The organism is Nocardia yunnanensis (assembly GCF_003626895.1).
In the GTDB taxonomy this organism is placed as follows: domain Bacteria; phylum Actinomycetota; class Actinomycetes; order Mycobacteriales; family Mycobacteriaceae; genus Nocardia; species Nocardia yunnanensis.
Window position 1 is genome coordinate 4423798 of record NZ_CP032568.1, and the last position, 15748, is coordinate 4439545.

14 protein-coding genes are annotated in these 15748 nt (G+C 69.4%); 4 read left to right on the forward strand and 10 right to left on the reverse strand.

What is annotated here, in order from left to right; translation table 11 throughout:
* Window positions 1–77: 77 nt before the first annotated feature.
* Together D7D52_RS20825 and D7D52_RS20830 are read right to left on the reverse strand one after the other, a co-directional pair.
* Window positions 78–881 (reverse strand): alpha/beta fold hydrolase, encoded by an 804-nt coding sequence (locus tag D7D52_RS20825; RefSeq protein ID WP_120738817.1) that lies wholly within the window; start codon window positions 879–881, stop codon window positions 78–80.
* Between the two features lie 116 nt (window positions 882–997).
* Complete coding sequence (locus D7D52_RS20830; protein WP_120738824.1) at window positions 998–1666, reverse strand: hypothetical protein; 669 nt, start codon at window positions 1664–1666, stop codon at window positions 998–1000.
* Window positions 1667–1984: 318 nt separating this feature from the next.
* Between D7D52_RS20830 and D7D52_RS20835 the strand changes: the two genes are divergently transcribed.
* The 3 genes from D7D52_RS20835 to D7D52_RS20845 are packed head-to-tail and all read left to right on the forward strand — an operon-like array spanning window position 1985 to window position 5019.
* Complete coding sequence (locus D7D52_RS20835) at window positions 1985–2854, forward strand: MerR family transcriptional regulator (RefSeq protein WP_246023196.1); 870 nt, start codon at window positions 1985–1987, stop codon at window positions 2852–2854.
* A gap of 39 nt (window positions 2855–2893) precedes the next feature.
* Complete coding sequence (locus D7D52_RS20840) at window positions 2894–4417, forward strand: SDR family oxidoreductase (RefSeq protein ID WP_120738826.1); 1524 nt, start codon at window positions 2894–2896, stop codon at window positions 4415–4417.
* Window positions 4414–5019, forward strand: coding sequence for a lipocalin family protein (locus D7D52_RS20845; RefSeq protein WP_120738829.1), 606 nt, complete (start codon window positions 4414–4416; stop codon window positions 5017–5019). Before D7D52_RS20840 ends, D7D52_RS20845 begins: the two co-directional genes overlap by 4 nt.
* A gap of 8 nt (window positions 5020–5027) precedes the next feature.
* On the opposite strand, the gene D7D52_RS20850 is transcribed toward D7D52_RS20845, so the two are convergent.
* The 8 genes from D7D52_RS20850 to D7D52_RS20885 all read right to left on the reverse strand — a co-directional run bounded on the left by D7D52_RS20850 (window position 5028) and on the right by D7D52_RS20885 (window position 14320).
* Window positions 5028–6125, reverse strand: coding sequence for an XdhC family protein (locus D7D52_RS20850; RefSeq protein WP_120738831.1), 1098 nt, complete (start codon window positions 6123–6125; stop codon window positions 5028–5030).
* Between the two features lie 39 nt (window positions 6126–6164).
* Complete coding sequence (locus tag D7D52_RS20855; RefSeq protein WP_120738833.1) at window positions 6165–7061, reverse strand: FAD binding domain-containing protein; 897 nt, start codon at window positions 7059–7061, stop codon at window positions 6165–6167.
* 32 nt (window positions 7062–7093) lie between these two features.
* Complete coding sequence (locus D7D52_RS20860; protein ID WP_120738836.1) at window positions 7094–8080, reverse strand: CobW family GTP-binding protein; 987 nt, start codon at window positions 8078–8080, stop codon at window positions 7094–7096.
* Window positions 8073–9473, reverse strand: a complete 1401-nt coding sequence (locus tag D7D52_RS20865) for a UbiD family decarboxylase (protein WP_120738838.1) — start codon at window positions 9471–9473, stop codon at window positions 8073–8075. Before D7D52_RS20865 ends, D7D52_RS20860 begins: the two co-directional genes overlap by 8 nt.
* Complete coding sequence (locus tag D7D52_RS20870; RefSeq protein WP_120738840.1) at window positions 9470–10102, reverse strand: UbiX family flavin prenyltransferase; 633 nt, start codon at window positions 10100–10102, stop codon at window positions 9470–9472. Before D7D52_RS20870 ends, D7D52_RS20865 begins: the two co-directional genes overlap by 4 nt.
* Window positions 10103–10111: 9 nt before the next feature.
* Window positions 10112–11446 carry a nucleobase:cation symporter-2 family protein gene (locus D7D52_RS20875; protein ID WP_162958445.1) on the reverse strand — a complete coding sequence of 445 codons (1335 nt, stop codon included), beginning with the start codon at window positions 11444–11446 and terminating at the stop codon, window positions 10112–10114.
* Window positions 11447–11453: 7 nt separating this feature from the next.
* Entirely contained in the window at window positions 11454–12848 is a 1395-nt protein-coding gene (locus D7D52_RS20880) for a nucleobase:cation symporter-2 family protein (RefSeq protein ID WP_120738844.1), read from the reverse strand.
* A 65-nt stretch (window positions 12849–12913) separates the two neighbouring features.
* A complete protein-coding gene (locus D7D52_RS20885; protein ID WP_120738846.1) occupies window positions 12914–14320 on the reverse strand; it encodes an amidohydrolase family protein in 1407 nt (468 codons plus the stop codon).
* Between the two features lie 439 nt (window positions 14321–14759).
* Here D7D52_RS20885 and D7D52_RS20890 point away from each other — a divergent pair, with 439 nt between their 5' ends.
* Window positions 14760–15746: an amidohydrolase family protein gene (locus tag D7D52_RS20890; protein WP_120738848.1), complete on the forward strand. Its 987-nt coding sequence runs from the start codon at window positions 14760–14762 to the stop codon at window positions 15744–15746.
* Window positions 15747–15748 lie beyond the last annotated feature (2 nt).

Here is a 15748-nt window from a genome sequence, read left to right on the forward strand (position 1 = left end):
TCCCCATCCGGATTCGTTGCGCCCGGCCACTGTAATGGCCCGGCCGGGTCATGGACCCGGCCGGTTTCGGCGACCGGTCAGCGCGTGCCCAGGTAGGCCTGCTCGATCACGTCGGCGACCGCGTCGGGATGGCTGATCATGACCGCGTGCGAGGAATCGACCTCGGTGATGTGCGCGCCCGCGCGTTCGGCCATGAACCGTTCCAGGCTCGGCGCGATCGCCTGGTCCTTGGTCGCGACGATCGCCCACGACGGCAAGGTCTTCCAACCGGCCGCGGTGGCCGGTTCGGCGAACGCCTCGGCGGCGACCGGTCGCTGCGCGATCGCCAGGAACGCGGCCTCGGACGCGTCGACGTCGGCGGCGAACGCCGTCGCGAACTCGGCCTGATTCAGCCATACCTCGACACCGGTGGACCCGTCCGGGCGGGCGTACTGGAAGACCTGCTGCGGCAGCGCCGGAACCGAAGCGTCCGCGTGCGTTTCGAGCAGCCCGCCCAGCGCCTCGCCCGCGTCCGGGGCGAACGCGGCCACGTACACCAGCGCCCGCACGTCGGCGATGGCCGGCGCGGCGTCGGTGATGACCGCCCCGGCGTAGGAGTGCCCGACCAGGATCTTCGGCCCGTCGATCCCGGCCAGCAGGCCCTGCAGATAGCCGCTGTCGTAGGCCAGGCCGCGCAGCGGATTGGGCACCGCGATCACCGGGAAGCCCCGCCGGTGCAGTCGCGCCGAAACCGCCTGCCAGCCCGAGGAATCCGCGAAGGCGCCGTGCACCAGCACCACGGTCGGCTTGGGCTGCCCGTCGTCGGCGCGATCGGCGGCGTGCGCGCCCGGCGCCAGCGAGGTCAGGGCGGCCGCGATCGAGGCGACGAGGTGGTTGCTCATGGCGAGGTACTCCTTCGGCAGTGGTGGTGCCGTCAGTCCGTCGTCCGCGGCACCACCGAGTTTCGTTACAGGCAGTGACTGTAACTAAACAGTGTGGAGTTGCCAAGTCGCGCAGGCTAGGTGGTGATGCGCTTGAAGTCGGTGACCAGCCAGCGGCCGTCCGGCTGTTCCTCGGCGGTCACGGCCGAGGCGATCAGCGACACCACCGGGTCCGGGCTGAGATCGCTGGTCATGGATTGTTTGATGTAGCCGATGCCGAGGGCGGTGCCGCCGGTGATGGCGCGTAGCCCGCAGTTGAATTCGAGCACCTGGCTGTGGCTGTTGATGGCCGTGATGTAGGCGCGCGTCGCGGCGTTGGTGTCGATCAACTGCTGGCGATACGCGCCCGCCGCCGCGTCGATCGCGCCCGCGAAGTAGTCGTCGAGCGATTGCGGGTCATAGGTCGCCATATGGCTCATGTGCAGGTGAATGGCGTGCAGTGCGGCGATGTGCCGGCCGCCGATGCGGGCGATCTCGGGAGCGACATCCGCCGGCGGGGCGGTCCTGGTCGTGAGGGTGTGCGGAGCGCTGGTCGTGGTGGTCGTGCTCGTTTGCGCCTCGGAATGTCCGTCACCGGTATGGCGGGCAAGATACACCGCGACGGCGCCGAGGGGCACGATCCCGGCGAGGGCGGCGAGTTTGCGCCGGCCGAAATTCGTTGAGGCGGAAGCGTCCGGAAATGGCGGCGGCTCGGCCGGTGGAAAAGACAGCTGTGATTCTCTCGCCTCGTTCTCGGTGTGGCTCAAAGCGTTTCCTCCGTGATCGATGACCAGCGCGAAATGCTACCCGCTGTCCGGGCGATGGCTGCGAGAATCATTCGGAATCCCAGGCATTTACGCGATTCTGTCGAAAATGACTGAAATGTCTTCTATTTCAATAGCTCGCCCCGTACGCGGCGCGACGTGGGGGAGTGCGCCCGGTGAGCCTGCCGCAACGTCGCGATCGTCATGATGCATCGATTTTGCATCGGTCTGGTGCTACGGTCGAACCAACCCGTCACCCGGAGGAACGATGAACTGGTCTTCACGGCGCCCCGCCCGCGCCGGCGTTCGAAGGGCACGGCCATGTCCGTGATGTCGCACGACTACGACCCGGCCGCCCTCACGGAGTACACCGTCGGCGCGGTGGCCCGGTTGCTCGACGTCCCGGTCGCCACCCTGCGCAGCTGGAATCTGCGCTACGGCATCGGCCCGCGGCAGCATCGGCCCGGCCGCACCCGCTACTACACCCGCGGCGATCTCGAGGTCGTGCTCCGGATGGCCGCCCTGATCCGCGCGGGCGCGACGCCCGCCAGTGCGGCGCGAGCCGCGCGGGTGCTGCTCGAACCGGCCCCGGCGCCCGGTGACGTCGGGCCGCTGCTCGCGGCCGCCGAACGCATGGACGTGGCGACGCTGACCGGTCTGGTGTCCGCGCACCTGGCCCACCACGGCGTCTGCGACACCTGGAATCGGTTGTGCCGCCCGGCTTTCGAGCGCATTGTCGAACGGCAGGACGCGGGCGAGGGATACATCGACGTCGAACATCTGCTGTCGTGGGCCGTGGCCACCAGCCTGCACCGCGGGCTACCCCCGCTGACCGCACGCGAACCCCGCGTATTGCTGGCATGCGTGGAGGGCGAACAGCATTCCCTGCCGCTCGAGGTCCTGCGCGCCGCCTTGGCCGAACACCGCTGCGCCGCTTTGCTCTTGGGCGCGAACCTTCCCATGTCCGCGCTGGCGGACGCCCTGGCGCGCCGGCCGCGCGGGTGCGTCGTGGTGCTGTGGGCGCAGCGCGCGACGACCGCGCGGGTCGACCAGCTCGAGATGGCGGAGGGCCTCGGCGCCACGGTCATGCCGGCCGGACCCGGATGGCCGGACATCGAGGCAGTGGGCGGGAGAACGCAGCTGTCCTCCCTCGAGGACGCCGTCGCCGTCCTCGCCGGCGAGTACGCCTAGCCCCGCCGGATCGACCGGACACGACCAGGAGGTGATCGCATGCGTTGCGTGATATTCGGCGCCACCGGCTACATCGGCGGCCGGCTCGTCCCGGAACTGCTCGCGGCCGGGCACACGGTGCGGGTGATGGCCCGCGACCCGGACAAGCTCGCGGACGCCGCCTGGCGCGACCGCGTCACCGTCGTCCGCGGCGACGTGACCCGCGCCGAGGACGTGCGCGGCGCGCTGGCCGGGCAACAGGTGCTCTACTACCTCGTCCACTCGCTGACTCGCGCGGATTTCGACCGCGTCGACCGGGACGCGGCGGCCTCCGTCGCGGCCGAGGCCGCCCGCGCCGGCGTGACCCGCGTGGTCTACCTGGGCGGGATAGCGCCTGCGGGACAGTCGCTTTCGCGGCATCTCGCCTCCCGCGCCGAGGTCGGTGAGATCTTTCTGAAGGGTTCCGTGCCGGCAGTCGTGCTGCGGGCCGCGGTGATCCTCGGGTCCGGGTCGGCCAGTTTCGAGATGCTGCGCTACCTCACCGAGCGCTTGCCGGTCATGGTCACCCCGCGCTGGGTGCGCAACCGGATCCAGCCGATCGCGGTGCGCGATGTCCTCTACTACCTGGTGCGGGCCGCCGATCTCACCGGCGAGGTCAACGCCGCGTGGGACATCGGCGGACCCGAGGTGCTGACCTATGTCCGCATGATGCGCGACTACGCGGCGGTGGCGGCGCTGCCGCGGCGGGTGATCGTGCCGGTTCCGGTGCTGACACCGTGGCTTTCGGCGCAATGGGTGAACCTGGTGACCCCGGTGCCGCGGGCCATCGCCGTCCCCCTGATGGAGTCGCTGGTCAACGATGTCGTCTGCGCCGATCACCAGGTCGCCGACTACATTCCGGACCCGCCGGGCGGCCTGACCCCCTACCGGCGGGCGGTCGCCCTGGCGCTGAACCGGATTCGCGACCGGGACGTGCCCACCCGCTGGTCGGACGCGAATCCGCCCGATTCGCCGTCGGATCCGCTGCCCACCGACCCGGACTGGTCCGGCGGCTCCCTGTACACCGATGTGCGCGAACAGCACACGTCCGCCGATCCCGCGACACTGTGGTCGGTGGTGGAGGCCATCGGCGGGGAGAACGGCTGGTATTCGTTTCCGCTGGCGTGGAGCCTGCGCGGCTGGCTGGACCGGCTCGCCGGCGGCGCCGGGCTGCGGCGCGGCCGCCGCGATCCGCACCGGCTGCGCGCCGGGGAAGCCCTGGACTGGTGGCGGGTCGAATATCTCGAGCGCGGACGGCTGCTGCGGTTGCGCGCGGAGATGCGGGTGCCGGGCCGGGCCTGGCTCGAACTGTCGGTCGCGCCGGACGGCGCGCACGGCAGCGTGTACCACCAGCGTGCCCTGTTCGAGCCGCACGGTTTGAGCGGCCACCTGTACTGGAAGGCGATCGCCCCGTTTCACGCGGTGATCTTCGGCGGCATGGTCCGCAATATCACCGGCGCGGCGGAGTCGGCCGTGCCCGCCGGACCGGCGCCGCGCCTCGAACTCGATGAATCCGAACACCGCTCGGGAGGAGAGACACGATGAATCGGAAAGTGTTGCGCACCATGGGATCCGCGTTCGCGCTGGCGGCGGCGACCCTCGCCACGGTCACCGCGCCGGGTGTGGTCGCGCACGCCGACCCGGTGACGCCGGTCGCGAACTTGGACGTGAACCGGTATCTGGGCACCTGGTATCAGCTCGCCGCCGTGCCCCAGTACTTCAACCTGGTGTGCGCCCGCGACACCCGAGCGGACTACACCCTCGACGCGCAAGGCGATGTGGTGGTGCACAATTCGTGCACCACCTGGTCGGGCGGCCCCAACGACATCCAGGGCACGGCCACGATCGTCGACCCCGCCACCCGGGCGCAACTGCACGTCAGCTTCCCGGGCGTCCCCACCCAGGACGCGCGCTACGGCCCGGCCAACTACATCGTCACCGCCTTGGGCGCGGACTACTCGTGGGCGCTGGTGACCGACCCGAATCGGCTGTCGGGCTTCGTGCTGTCCCGCACGCCCGCACTGGAACCCGGCGAATGGGACCGGGTGCGGGCGGCCATCACCGCCGCGGGTGAGAATCCCTGCTGGTACCTCACCAGTCCCACCACCGGCGGGTCGGAGACGATCACACCGCTCTGCACGGCCTGAGCGCCGGGCTAGCGCGCCCGCGTATATGCGCCCGGCGTGGTGGCGTGGATGGCGTGGTCGGTGCGGCGCAACGGTGCGGCACCACCGCCGCGCCGGGCGGCGATGAACTCGGCGGCGATCGCCACCGCGGTCTCGGCGGGGGTCCGAGCGCCGAGATCCAGCCCGATCGGCGAATGCAGCCGCGCCAGTTCGTCGTCGCCGACCCCGCCGGCGCGCAGCGCACGCATCCGATCGTGGTGGGTGCGCCGCGACCCCATCGCGCCCACATACGCGAGCGGCAACCGCAGCGCCAGCGTGAGCAGCGGGATGTCGAAGCGGGCGTCGTGGGTCAGCACGCACACCACGGTCCGCTCGTCGAGCAGCCCGCGCTCGGACTGGTCGGCCAGATACCGGTGCGGCCAGTCCACGACCACCTCGTCGGCCTCGGGAAACCGTGCGCGCGTGGCGAATACGGGCCGGGCGTCGCACACGGTCACGTGCGAGCCCAATAGCTTCCCGGTGCGCACCAGCGCGACCGCGAAATCGGTCACCCCGAAGACGAGCAGCCGCGGCGGCGGCCGGAACGCGGTCACGAACACCTCGGTGGCGATCGGGCCCGGCAGCCGAACGATCCCGGTACGGTCGGCCGCCAGCATGTCCCGGGCCCGCGCGATCACCGCGGCATCGAGGTCGGGCGTGCCGGTCGTGCCGAGGTGGCGGTCCGGCCACACCAGCACGAGTTCGCCACGCGCCCCGAGCAACTGAGCGATCGCGACCGGTTCGCCGTCCGCGATCGCTGCCAGCCCCGCTGCTGGCACCGGTCCCGGCGCGACCGCCACCTCGATCGTGCCGCCGCAGGTCAGTCCGACCGCGAAGGCGTCGGCGTCGCTGTAGCCGAAGGACTCCCGCGCCGCCCGCCCGGTGCGCAGCGCGTCGAGACACAGCTCGTAGACCGCACCGTCCACGCAGCCGCCCGAGACGCTGCCGACCGCCTCGCCGTCGGCCGAGACCACCATCGCGGTCCCGGCCGGCAGCGGAGCGCTCCCGGCCACCGACACCACGGTGGCGACGGCATAGCGCACGTCCGCGGCGTTCCAGTCCCGCAGTTGCGCCGCCACCTCACGCATGTCCGCTCCCTTCCCTCCGGGTGTCGCCGACCGGTCGGATCATCCCGATTTCCTTGCGGCCGAACGGCTTCCGGATCGCCGATATTCGGTCCACGCCCAGGTGAGGGTGCGGCGCGCGAGCACCGACAGCGCGTGGCGGCGGTAGGCCGCGGTGCCGCGCACATCGTCGATGGGCGCGGCGGCCTCGGCGACCAGCCGGCCGAACTCGGCCACCGTGTGCGGGGCCAGCTCGGCCCGTGACTCCCACCGCCCGGTGGCGGCGAGGTCCGCGGCGAGGAACCGTTCCGCCGCCGTGGCCCGGCGCGGGGTGGGCGCCGCGGAGCCGAGCCCGGTTCCCACCCGGCCCTGTTCGGGATGCAGCGCCACCGCGAAGGTGGTGACGGCGATGACCATGGCATTGCGGGTGCCGATCTTGGCGAACTGCTGTGGACCGGTGGCGGCTGGCACCAGGAACGCGGCGATCAACTCGTCGGGTGCGAGCGCGTTGCGCTTCACGCCGGTGTAGAAGTCTCCCACCGGGATTCGCCGCACCCCCCGGATCGAGTGCGCCTCCACCAAGGTGTCGTCGGTGAGCAGCGGCGGGTGCGCGTCACCGGCGGGGGAAGCCGCCCCGAGATTGCCGCCGACGGTGCCGCGGTTGCGGATCTGCGGGGAGCCGACCGTGCGCGCCGCCATCGCCAGCCCGGGCAGCCGGTCCCCGAGTTCGGTGATGATCCGGTCGTAGGTGACGCCGGCCCCGACCCGCAGGTGACCGCCCTCGGGCGCCCACTCGGTGAGTTCGGTCAGGCGGGTCAGATCCAGCAGCGCCGCCGGCCGCGCACGGTCGAAGTTCAGCTCCACCATCACATCGGTGCCGCCGCAGATCGGCGTCGCGTCGGGGTGTCGGGCGCGGGCGGCGAGGGCATCGGCCCAGGTGGCCGGACGCAGGAATTCCATGTGGCACAATCCTTTCCGAGGGGAGGATGGATTCAGCGGACCAGGCAGGAGCGCAGCCCGCGGGTCAGTTCGGCGCGGTCGAGTTCGCGGCCGATGAAAACGACCTTCCCGCTGCGGTTCTCGTCCCGCCACGGCGTGGAGGGCCGGATGTCGAACACGCTGTGCACCCCCTGCAGCACGAACCGGCGCGCGTCCCGCTCGACGGCGAACAACCCCTTCATCCGATACACGTCGCCGCCGTGCTCGCGCAGATGCTCGGTCAGCCATCGCTCGAGCGCCTCGTGATCGACGGTCCCGTCCAGCTCGATGCCGACCGAGGACAGGTTCGGATCGTGCTGGTGCCCGTCGTCGTCGAGCCAGTGCGGGTCGCCCGACATGGGCCGGGACAGGTCGAACGCCTCGATGCCCAGCACATCGGCCACATCCACCTGTGCGTAGCGGGAGGTGATGATGTCGGCGGTGGCATTGATGCCCCGCATCGCCTGGCGCACGGCCTCCAATTCCAGGGCGTCGACCAGATCCACCTTGTTGATCACGATGCGATCGGCGAAGGCGATCTGGTCGACCACCGCCGAACCCAGCCCCTCATGACCGGATTCGGCGAGGTGCCCGCGAATGTGCTTGGCGTCGACCAGCGTCACGATGGCGTCCAGGGTGAAGCTGGCGGCCACGTCGTCGTCCACGAAGAAGGTCTGGGCCACGGGATTGGGGTCGGCCAGCCCGCTGGTCTCGATGATGATGCGATCGAACCGATCGCTGCGCGCCAGCAGCGATCGCAGGATCTCGATGAGATCGGTGCGCGCCGTGCAGCACAGGCAGCACCCGTTGCTCATTTCGATGATCTTCTCGTCGGCGTTGAGCACGAGGTCGTTGTCGATCGGGATTTCCCCGAACTCGTTCTCGATCACCGCGATTCGATGTCCGTGGTTGGCGGTGAGAATGTGATTGACCAGCGTGGTCTTGCCGGAGCCGAGGAAGCCGGTCAGCACGGTCACCGGAATCTTGTTGTGCTCAGTCATGATTCGCTCCTGTCGAGAGGGTGGTGAGGATGGTGCGGGCGCGCGCGAGCGCGTCCGCGGAGATCTCGATGCGTTTGCCGTCGAATCCGGGTCCGCGGGTGGCGTCCAGGCCCATGCGGGAGGTGGTGCCGTCGCTGGTCGAGGAGGGATCCAGCGGTGAACCGGGCAGCCCGTCCACGGTGAGGATGTCGCGGTGCGGCTGGAAATGCGTGGCCAGCGCCCACAGCACGGCGGCATCGTCGGTGATGTCGATATCACTGTCGACGGCGATCACGGTCTTGAGGTAGGGGTCCCAGCCCAGCAGTCCGAGCATGATCTGCCGGGCCTGCCCGGGCCGCGACTGCCGCAGCGCCACATAGCAGTGGAAATGGGTGCCGGAGGTCGGATAGTGCACGGCGGTGACGTCCGGGAAGCGGGCCTTGAGTTTCTCGGCCATCTCCGATTCGCGGGGGATGCGAGCCAGATTCAAATGTTCGGCGGTATTGCCGCCCTCGACGTCGAACAGCACGGGCCGCTGCCGGCGCAGCAGCGTCTCGACGCGCAGCACATTGTTGGTGGACCTGTTGGAGGAGTAGCCGGAGAACTCGCCGAAGGGCCCTTCCTCGGCGTGCGCGGCAGGGTCGATGACGCCCTCGAGCACGAAATCGGCCCAGGCGGGAACGCCGATACCGTATTTCGGCGTCGCGACCACGTCCAGGGGCTCCCCGAACAGACCGCCGGCCACCGCGCGTTCGTCGACGTCGTAACCCACCCGCGCCGACGCGGCCAGCATGAACAGCGGGTGCCCGCCGATGACCATGGCCACCGGCATCGGTTGTCCCAGTTCGGCATAGCGCGCCAGGATGCGCCACAGATCGCCGCGCGAATGCAGGCTGGTCGCCAGTTCGGTGGGCGAATGGACCATGGCGCGGTGGTAGCTCATATTGCCGACCCCGGTATGCGGATCGGTGGCCACGATGATGCCGCTGGTGATGTAGGGCGCGCGGTCGGAGGCGAAGTGGCGCAGCATCGGCAGCGTACCCAGGTCCACGTCGTCGCCCGAGCGGATGTTCTCGAGAATCGGGCCGGAATCCACCTGGCGCGGCGGCAGCGGTGCGGCGGCGCGGGCGGCGAAGGTCTCGTGCAGGGTCTCCGGGCGGGCCCCGAGCATGCGCGCGATGCGGGTGCGGGAGGCGAACATATTGCTGACCACCGGCACGTCGAGGCCGTTCACCTTGCGGCACAACAGCATTTCGTCGCGGCCGCGGGCGGCGAGCTCGTAGATCAGGCCGGTGACGCCTTGATCGGCGGGCAGCACATCCTCGACGACGAGCACGTCCTCGGGATGCTCGGTGCGGTACCGCTCCACGAAGGCGTGTGGGTCCTGGCCGGGGGACAGGTGGGGGTAGGTCATCGGGCGACTCCGGTCGTTTCGGCGGGCACGGGACCCTGCCAGCGGGGGAACAGGTCGTGCGTGAGACCGAACTGATCGAGGATCTTGCCGCTGAGATGAGCGAGCAGATCCTCGATCGAATCCGGGCGCGCGTAGAAGGCCGGCACCGGCGGCAGCACGATCGCCCCCGCCTCGGTCACCGCGGTCATATTGCGCAAATGCACCAGGCTCAACGGGGTTTCGCGCGTCACCAGCACCAGCCGCCGACGCTCCTTGAGGCACACGTCGGCCGCCCGGGTGAGCAGATCATCGGAGTAGCCGTGCGCGATGCCCGCCAGCGTTTTCATCGAGCACGGCACCACCACCATGCCCAGGGTGAGAAACGAACCCGAGGCGATCGACGCCGCGATATCCCCGCGCTGATGGCACACGTCGGCCAGCGCGCCGACCTCGTCCGGCCGCAGACCCGTCTCGAGTTCGAGGGTCCGATGAGCGGCTTTCGACAGCACCAAATGCGTTTCGACAGCGCCGGACCGGCGCAGCTCGGTGAGCAGATGAACGGCCAGCAAGGGTGCGCTCGCCCCGGTGACGCCGACGATGAGTCGAGGCCGCCCGGGCGCGGGCCCGCCGTTGCGGAGATGCGTGGACATACTGATCCTTCACGAATTGGTCAGGCGCGGATGAAAAGCGGCATTGAGCGCGACGGCGAGCAGGGTGCCGGTGGCCACCCCGCTGCCGAGGAACACCGCCGCGAATTCCGGCAGCTGCCGGTAGCAGCCGGGCGCGAACGCGGGCACCAACCCGACCCCCAGCGACACCATGACGATGGTCAGATTCGCGGGGCGCTCGAAGTCGACCCGCGCCAGAATCTGAATGCCCGACACCGCCAGCGCCCCGAAGGTCATGATCGCGGCGGCCCCGATCACCGGCGCCGGAATCGCGGCGGCCACCCGGCCCACCGGCCGCAGCACCCCGCAGACGATGAGCAGCACACCCACGACCACCACCGGATAGCGGCTGCGCACCCGGGTCATGGCGATCAAGCCGATGTTCTGCCCGAATGTGGTGTACACGAACCCATTACAGAATCCGCTGCACAGCGTCATGAGACCGTCCACGCGCAGCAGCCGCGTGATCTCCTCGGGACCGACGGGTTTGCCGACGACCTGCCCGACCGCCAGCCCCTGGCCGGAGCCCTCGACCATGAGGACGAAGACGATGACCAGGAACAGCAGAATCGAGGGGATGTCGAATCGCGGTGCGCCGAAATGCATCGGGCCGATGATCCCCACGATCGAGCCGTCCTCGACATGGGCGAGGGTGCCGATGCCGGTCGCCCAGCCCGCGATCGCCCCGATCACCAGCGCCAGCAGGATCGACAACTGGCCGAGCAGGCCGCGCAAGAACCGCCGGAACACCACCATCAGCGCGATCGTGGCCGCCGCCAGGGCGATATGGCTGAGCCGGCCGTAATCGCTTGCGCTCGAGTCGGATCCGGCGACGAGACGGATGCCGACCGGGAGCAGGGTGAGGCCGATGAGGGTGATCACCGTGCCGGTCACGACCGCGGGGAACAGCCGCAGCAGCATGCTGAAATACGGTGCGGCCAGGACCCAGACCACGCCGGCGACCAGCAGCGAGCCGTACACGGTGGGCAGGCCGCGGCTGTGGCCGACCGCGATCATCGGCGCGATGCCGCTGGATGCCGCGCCCACCACCAGCGGCATCCGGATCCCGAACTTCCACACCCCGCCCGCCTGCAGCAGGGTGCCGATCCCGGCCAGCACCAGATCGATGCTGACCAGGTCGGCGATCTGCCCGGCAGTCAATCCAAGTGCCGCGCCGACGACGATCGGCACCACCACGGCGCCGGCGTACATGACCAGCGTGTGCTGTATGCCCAGTAACACCATGGGCCAGAACGGAAGTCGTGCGTCGTCGGGGCGGGGCTCGCCGGGCGGGGCGGCCGCGTGGTCGGGCTTGTCGAGGGTCATGACGGGCTCAGCTCGCCGGATTCGGTTGCGCGGGCAGCGATTCACCGTGCGGGCGGCTCGGCTCGGTGTTCTTCCCGGACCTTTCGACGCCATTGAGCAGCAGGTTCAGCAGGAACGCCGCGATTCCGCCGGCGGCGATCCCGCTCGACAGCACCGTCTGCAGGGGAACCGGCAGATGGGTGTAGAAGTCGGGCGCGCCCACCGGCATGAGCCCGAATCCGAAGGCGATGGCGACGATGAGGTGATTGCGCGGGCGGCTGAAATCGGCGGCGAGCATGAACTTCACGCCGATCGCGCCCAGTGTGCCGAACATGACGATCCCGATGCCGCCGAGCACCGGCCCGGGCAGCGAGGCCACCACCGCACCGAGTTTGGGCATCAGCCCGATGATCACCAGGATCAGCCCGGCGGTGGCGACCACGTAGCGGCTCATCACCCGGGTGATGCTGACCAGCCCGACATTGCCGCCGAAGGTGACGAAGGTGAAGGAGCTGAACACGCCGGCCAGTGCGGTGCCGACACCGTCTGCGCGCAGGGCGCGGGCGATATCGCGCGGGCCGAGTTCACGCCCGACGATCTGCCCGGTGGCGAAGGTGTCGCCGGTCGACTCCACCATGTTCACCACCTGCACCACCAGCATGGGCAGAATGGCCGCTATCGCGAAGGTGGGCGCGCCGAACGAAAACGGATGTGCCAGACCGACAATGGGAGCCGATTTGGTGGCCGAGAAGTCGGTGAGCCCCAGCGGCCACGCCACCAGCGTGCCCACCAGCAGTGCGATCAGAATCGCGAAGCGGCCGATGGCCGGGCGGGCCAGTCGTTCGATGACCACCACCAGCACCACGGTCCCCAGCGCCAGCAGCAGCCGTTTCGGGGAGCCGTGATCCGCGGCCGTCGCCGACCCGGCGATCAGGCGCGAAGTCGAAGGCAGCAGCGAGAATCCGATGATGGCGATGGTCGTACCGGTCACGATCGGCGGAAAATAGCGCGCCAGCCTGGCGAACCAGGGCGCCACCAGCCAGGTGAGCAGACCGACGACGATGGTCGCGCCGAACACCGCGGGCAGCCCGGCATTGCTGCCCACGATGATGGCCGGGGTGATGCCGGTGAAGGTGGACCCCATCACGATGGGCAGGCGCGCACCGATATTGAGGACGCCGAGGGTCTGCAACAGCGTCGCGAACCCGCTGACGAGCACGTTCGCGGTGACCAGGGTGGTGACCTGGGCGGGCGACAGGCCCAGGCCGGCGCCGATGACCAGCGGCACCGTGACCATGCCGGAGTAGGCGACGATCACGTGCTGCAGGGCGAGCGGAACCAGATGCCGGATGGGCGGCATGGAATCGACGGCGTCGCGCGGGGTGGTGGAGCGTCTGCGTCGACGAAGGAACGGGGCGTTCATGGGGGGACTCCTGGACGAGCGGGGCGACGCGCCTGGCGCGTCGAAAAAGAGTGAGCGAGAAGCGATCAGCGGGCGGCCGGGCCGCGCAGCGAGCCCATGCCGCCGCGTGCCAGCAGCTGATCGGCGCGGGCCTGGGCTTCGGCGATCGCGGCGTCCTCGTCGACGAGCAGGCAGCGGCCGTGCTGGAAGACGATGCGGCCGCCGACGATGGTGACCTCCACATCCGAGCCGCGCGCCGAATAGACCAGGGAGCTCACGGGATTGTGCACCGGCCGCACATGCGCGCGATCGAGGTCCACGACGATGATGTCGGCGAGCTTGCCGGGCGCGAGCACCCCGGCGTCGACCCCCGCGTACACCGCGCCCTCGCGGGTCGCCAGCGTCAGCGCGTCCTCGGCGCGGCAGGAAGTGGGATCCAGCGTGGACAGCCGCTGCGCGTACACCGCGAGCTTCATGGCCTCGAACAGGTCCTGGCGGTGTCCGCAACTGGGACCGTCACTGCCCAGCGCGACGGTGGCGCCGCGCCGGCGCAGCTCGCCCAGCGGCAGCGTGCCGGAGGCGAGATAGGCGTTGGAGGAAGGATTGTGGGCGATCTTCGCGCCCGCGACGGCGACCTGTTCGATCTCCGCGTCGTCCAGCCAGATGGCGTGGGCGAGGGTCGCCCGATGATCGAGCAGCCCGGTCTTGGCCAGCCACTGCACCGGCCGCACCCCGTAGGCTTCCAGATAGCTGGTCGGATCGCTGCTGCTCTCACAGCAGTGGGTGTGCCAGTGGGTGTCGAACTCGGCCGCCAGTTCCACGCACCGGCGCACCAGTTCCTGATCCACGTACGTGAGATTCAGTGCGGCAGGCCAGATTTCGACCTTCGAGCCGCGGGGCCGCTGCTGCATGGCCTCGCGGGTCATGGCCACTTCGCTGGCGGTGTCGTAGCGGAACAGGCCCTCGGGCTGGCCGCGCTTGGCCGCGATCTCGGTGCGATCGCCGAGCATGCCGCGGGCCACCGCACCGCGCAGGCCGGCCTGTTCGATGACCTCGGCCACGGCCATGGTGGTGTACAGATCGCTTGGCGCGTAATGGTTTTCGATAATGGTGGTGGTGCCGGTGCGCAATGCCTCCACGACGCCGAGCCGGGCGGCCGCGATGGCGTCCTCGGGGGTCATGGCAATGGAGTACGGCCACATGAACTCGCACAGCCACGGCACGATGGACATGCCCTCGCCGAGGCCGCGGGCCAGCGCCTGGGCCAGGTGATTGTGGCCGTCGACCAGGCCGGGCATGATCGCGCGGCCGCGGCAGTCGATCACGGAATCCGCGTGCCAGTCGGCGAATTCGGCGTCCGGGCCGACCGCGAGGATATGAGAGCCGCCGATGGCGACGGTGCCGTGCTCGTACACGGTGTGCGCGTCGTCGACGGTCACGACGGTGCCGCCGGTCAGCAGCAGGTCGCAGTGGGGAGGGTACGAAGAGTGCATAGCCGCCTGGGCCTTTCCCTGGACGGCCGCGCGGCCGCCTCGATCCGTAGGCGAAGGGGAGTCCTGCTCCCGCACCAGGACGCGAATCCTGATGTCAGCCGAACGGTTTAACCCAAGTCGGGAGGTCACCGGCAATGCCGCCGAGCTCCGAGGCTCGACCGCATATACATGTAAACCGGGTGCGAAGTCATTTGTCAACGGCCAACTTTGACCAAGATCACAAGGAGACCGCCAGGTCGGCTGTGTGCACCTGGAGTCCACGAGGACCGATCCGATTCGAATTGCATGTAATCCGTTGACGCCGTCGCGGTGGCTGTGGTCCACTCGTGCTATCGAGCCGCCGGTCGGGCCGGCTCGGCCACCGTGAGAGTCGGTGGGCCCGTAGGTGCGTGATTCGCGGCCGGGGGAATCAATCCCGACCTGATCGAGGAGAATCACGATGATCATCGATACCCACGTGCATCCCACCAACCTGGTGGACGAGGCGTGGCGGCACACCGGTGAACCGTTCACCGGCGAACGCGTCCTCAAGATGATGGACGGCCCGTTCTGGATCAATGGCAAACCGCGCCGGGTGGACGTCAGCTGCATCATGCCGCCGCCGGGCAACACCGCCTGGCGGGAGGGCAATCGCAGTGGCCGCGAGGGCATTCGCGACTACCAGGCCTACGTCACCTCGCTGGTGCAGAACTATCCGGACCGCTTCGTCGGAAACTTCATCTACAACCCGCGATTCGGCCCCGAGAACGGCGCCGCGGAGCTGGCCTTCCACGTGCGCGAGCACGGCTACAAGATGATGAAGCTGCACGCCAACATGCACTCCTACCGCCCGGACCGGGCCCTGGACTGGCTGCGCCCGGCGCTGCGGGTGTGCGACGAACTCGGCGTGACGGTGCTGATTCACACCGGTGACGGCCCGTACTCCATTCCCACGCAGTTCTATCCGATCATCCGCGAGTTCCCGAATGTGAACTTCATTCTGGGGCACTTCGGCATTCAGACCGGCGGCGTCTACTGTTTCGAAGCCTTCTGGATGATCCAGGATTCGAACAATGTGATCGGCGAATCCGGCTGGCTGCTGCAGTCGCGGATCGTGGAATTCGCCAAGGAGATGAAGAAGTCGAAGATGGTCTTCGGCACCGATTCGCCGCCCAACGAGCCCGGCATGTGGGCGCGGGAGCTCGAGGTGCTGTGCCACGAACCGCCGCAGGGGCTCAACCTGTCGGAGGACGATCTCGAGGGCTACCTGGGCAACAATATGGCCAAACTGCTCGGGCTGGCCCCGACCCCGCCGCCGAAGGATCAGGCGGAGGCGGAAGCCTATCTGCGCGGCGAGGTGCCGCAGGCTTCGGCCACCAACTCCCATGCCGATCACTACAGCGGCTACACCCCCTCCGCGTGGGCGGAGGAGGCGGCGCTCGGCTGAGC

Coding starts and splice junctions, on each gene's coding strand:
- D7D52_RS20825 (WP_120738817.1), bottom strand. CDS start 881: ATGAGCAACCACCTCGTCGCCTCGATCGCGGCCGCCCTGACCTCGCTG.
- D7D52_RS20835 (WP_246023196.1), top strand. CDS start 1,985: ATGTCCGTGATGTCGCACGACTACGACCCGGCCGCCCTCACGGAGTAC.
- D7D52_RS20840 (WP_120738826.1), top strand. CDS start 2,894: ATGCGTTGCGTGATATTCGGCGCCACCGGCTACATCGGCGGCCGGCTC.
- D7D52_RS20845 (WP_120738829.1), top strand. CDS start 4,414: ATGAATCGGAAAGTGTTGCGCACCATGGGATCCGCGTTCGCGCTGGCG.
- D7D52_RS20850 (WP_120738831.1), bottom strand. CDS start 6,125: ATGCGTGAGGTGGCGGCGCAACTGCGGGACTGGAACGCCGCGGACGTG.
- D7D52_RS20855 (WP_120738833.1), bottom strand. CDS start 7,061: ATGGAATTCCTGCGTCCGGCCACCTGGGCCGATGCCCTCGCCGCCCGC.
- D7D52_RS20860 (WP_120738836.1), bottom strand. CDS start 8,080: ATGACTGAGCACAACAAGATTCCGGTGACCGTGCTGACCGGCTTCCTC.
- D7D52_RS20865 (WP_120738838.1), bottom strand. CDS start 9,473: ATGACCTACCCCCACCTGTCCCCCGGCCAGGACCCACACGCCTTCGTG.
- D7D52_RS20870 (WP_120738840.1), bottom strand. CDS start 10,102: ATGTCCACGCATCTCCGCAACGGCGGGCCCGCGCCCGGGCGGCCTCGA.
- D7D52_RS20875 (WP_162958445.1), bottom strand. CDS start 11,446: ATGACCCTCGACAAGCCCGACCACGCGGCCGCCCCGCCCGGCGAGCCC.
- D7D52_RS20880 (WP_120738844.1), bottom strand. CDS start 12,848: ATGAACGCCCCGTTCCTTCGTCGACGCAGACGCTCCACCACCCCGCGC.
- D7D52_RS20885 (WP_120738846.1), bottom strand. CDS start 14,320: ATGCACTCTTCGTACCCTCCCCACTGCGACCTGCTGCTGACCGGCGGC.
- D7D52_RS20890 (WP_120738848.1), top strand. CDS start 14,760: ATGATCATCGATACCCACGTGCATCCCACCAACCTGGTGGACGAGGCG.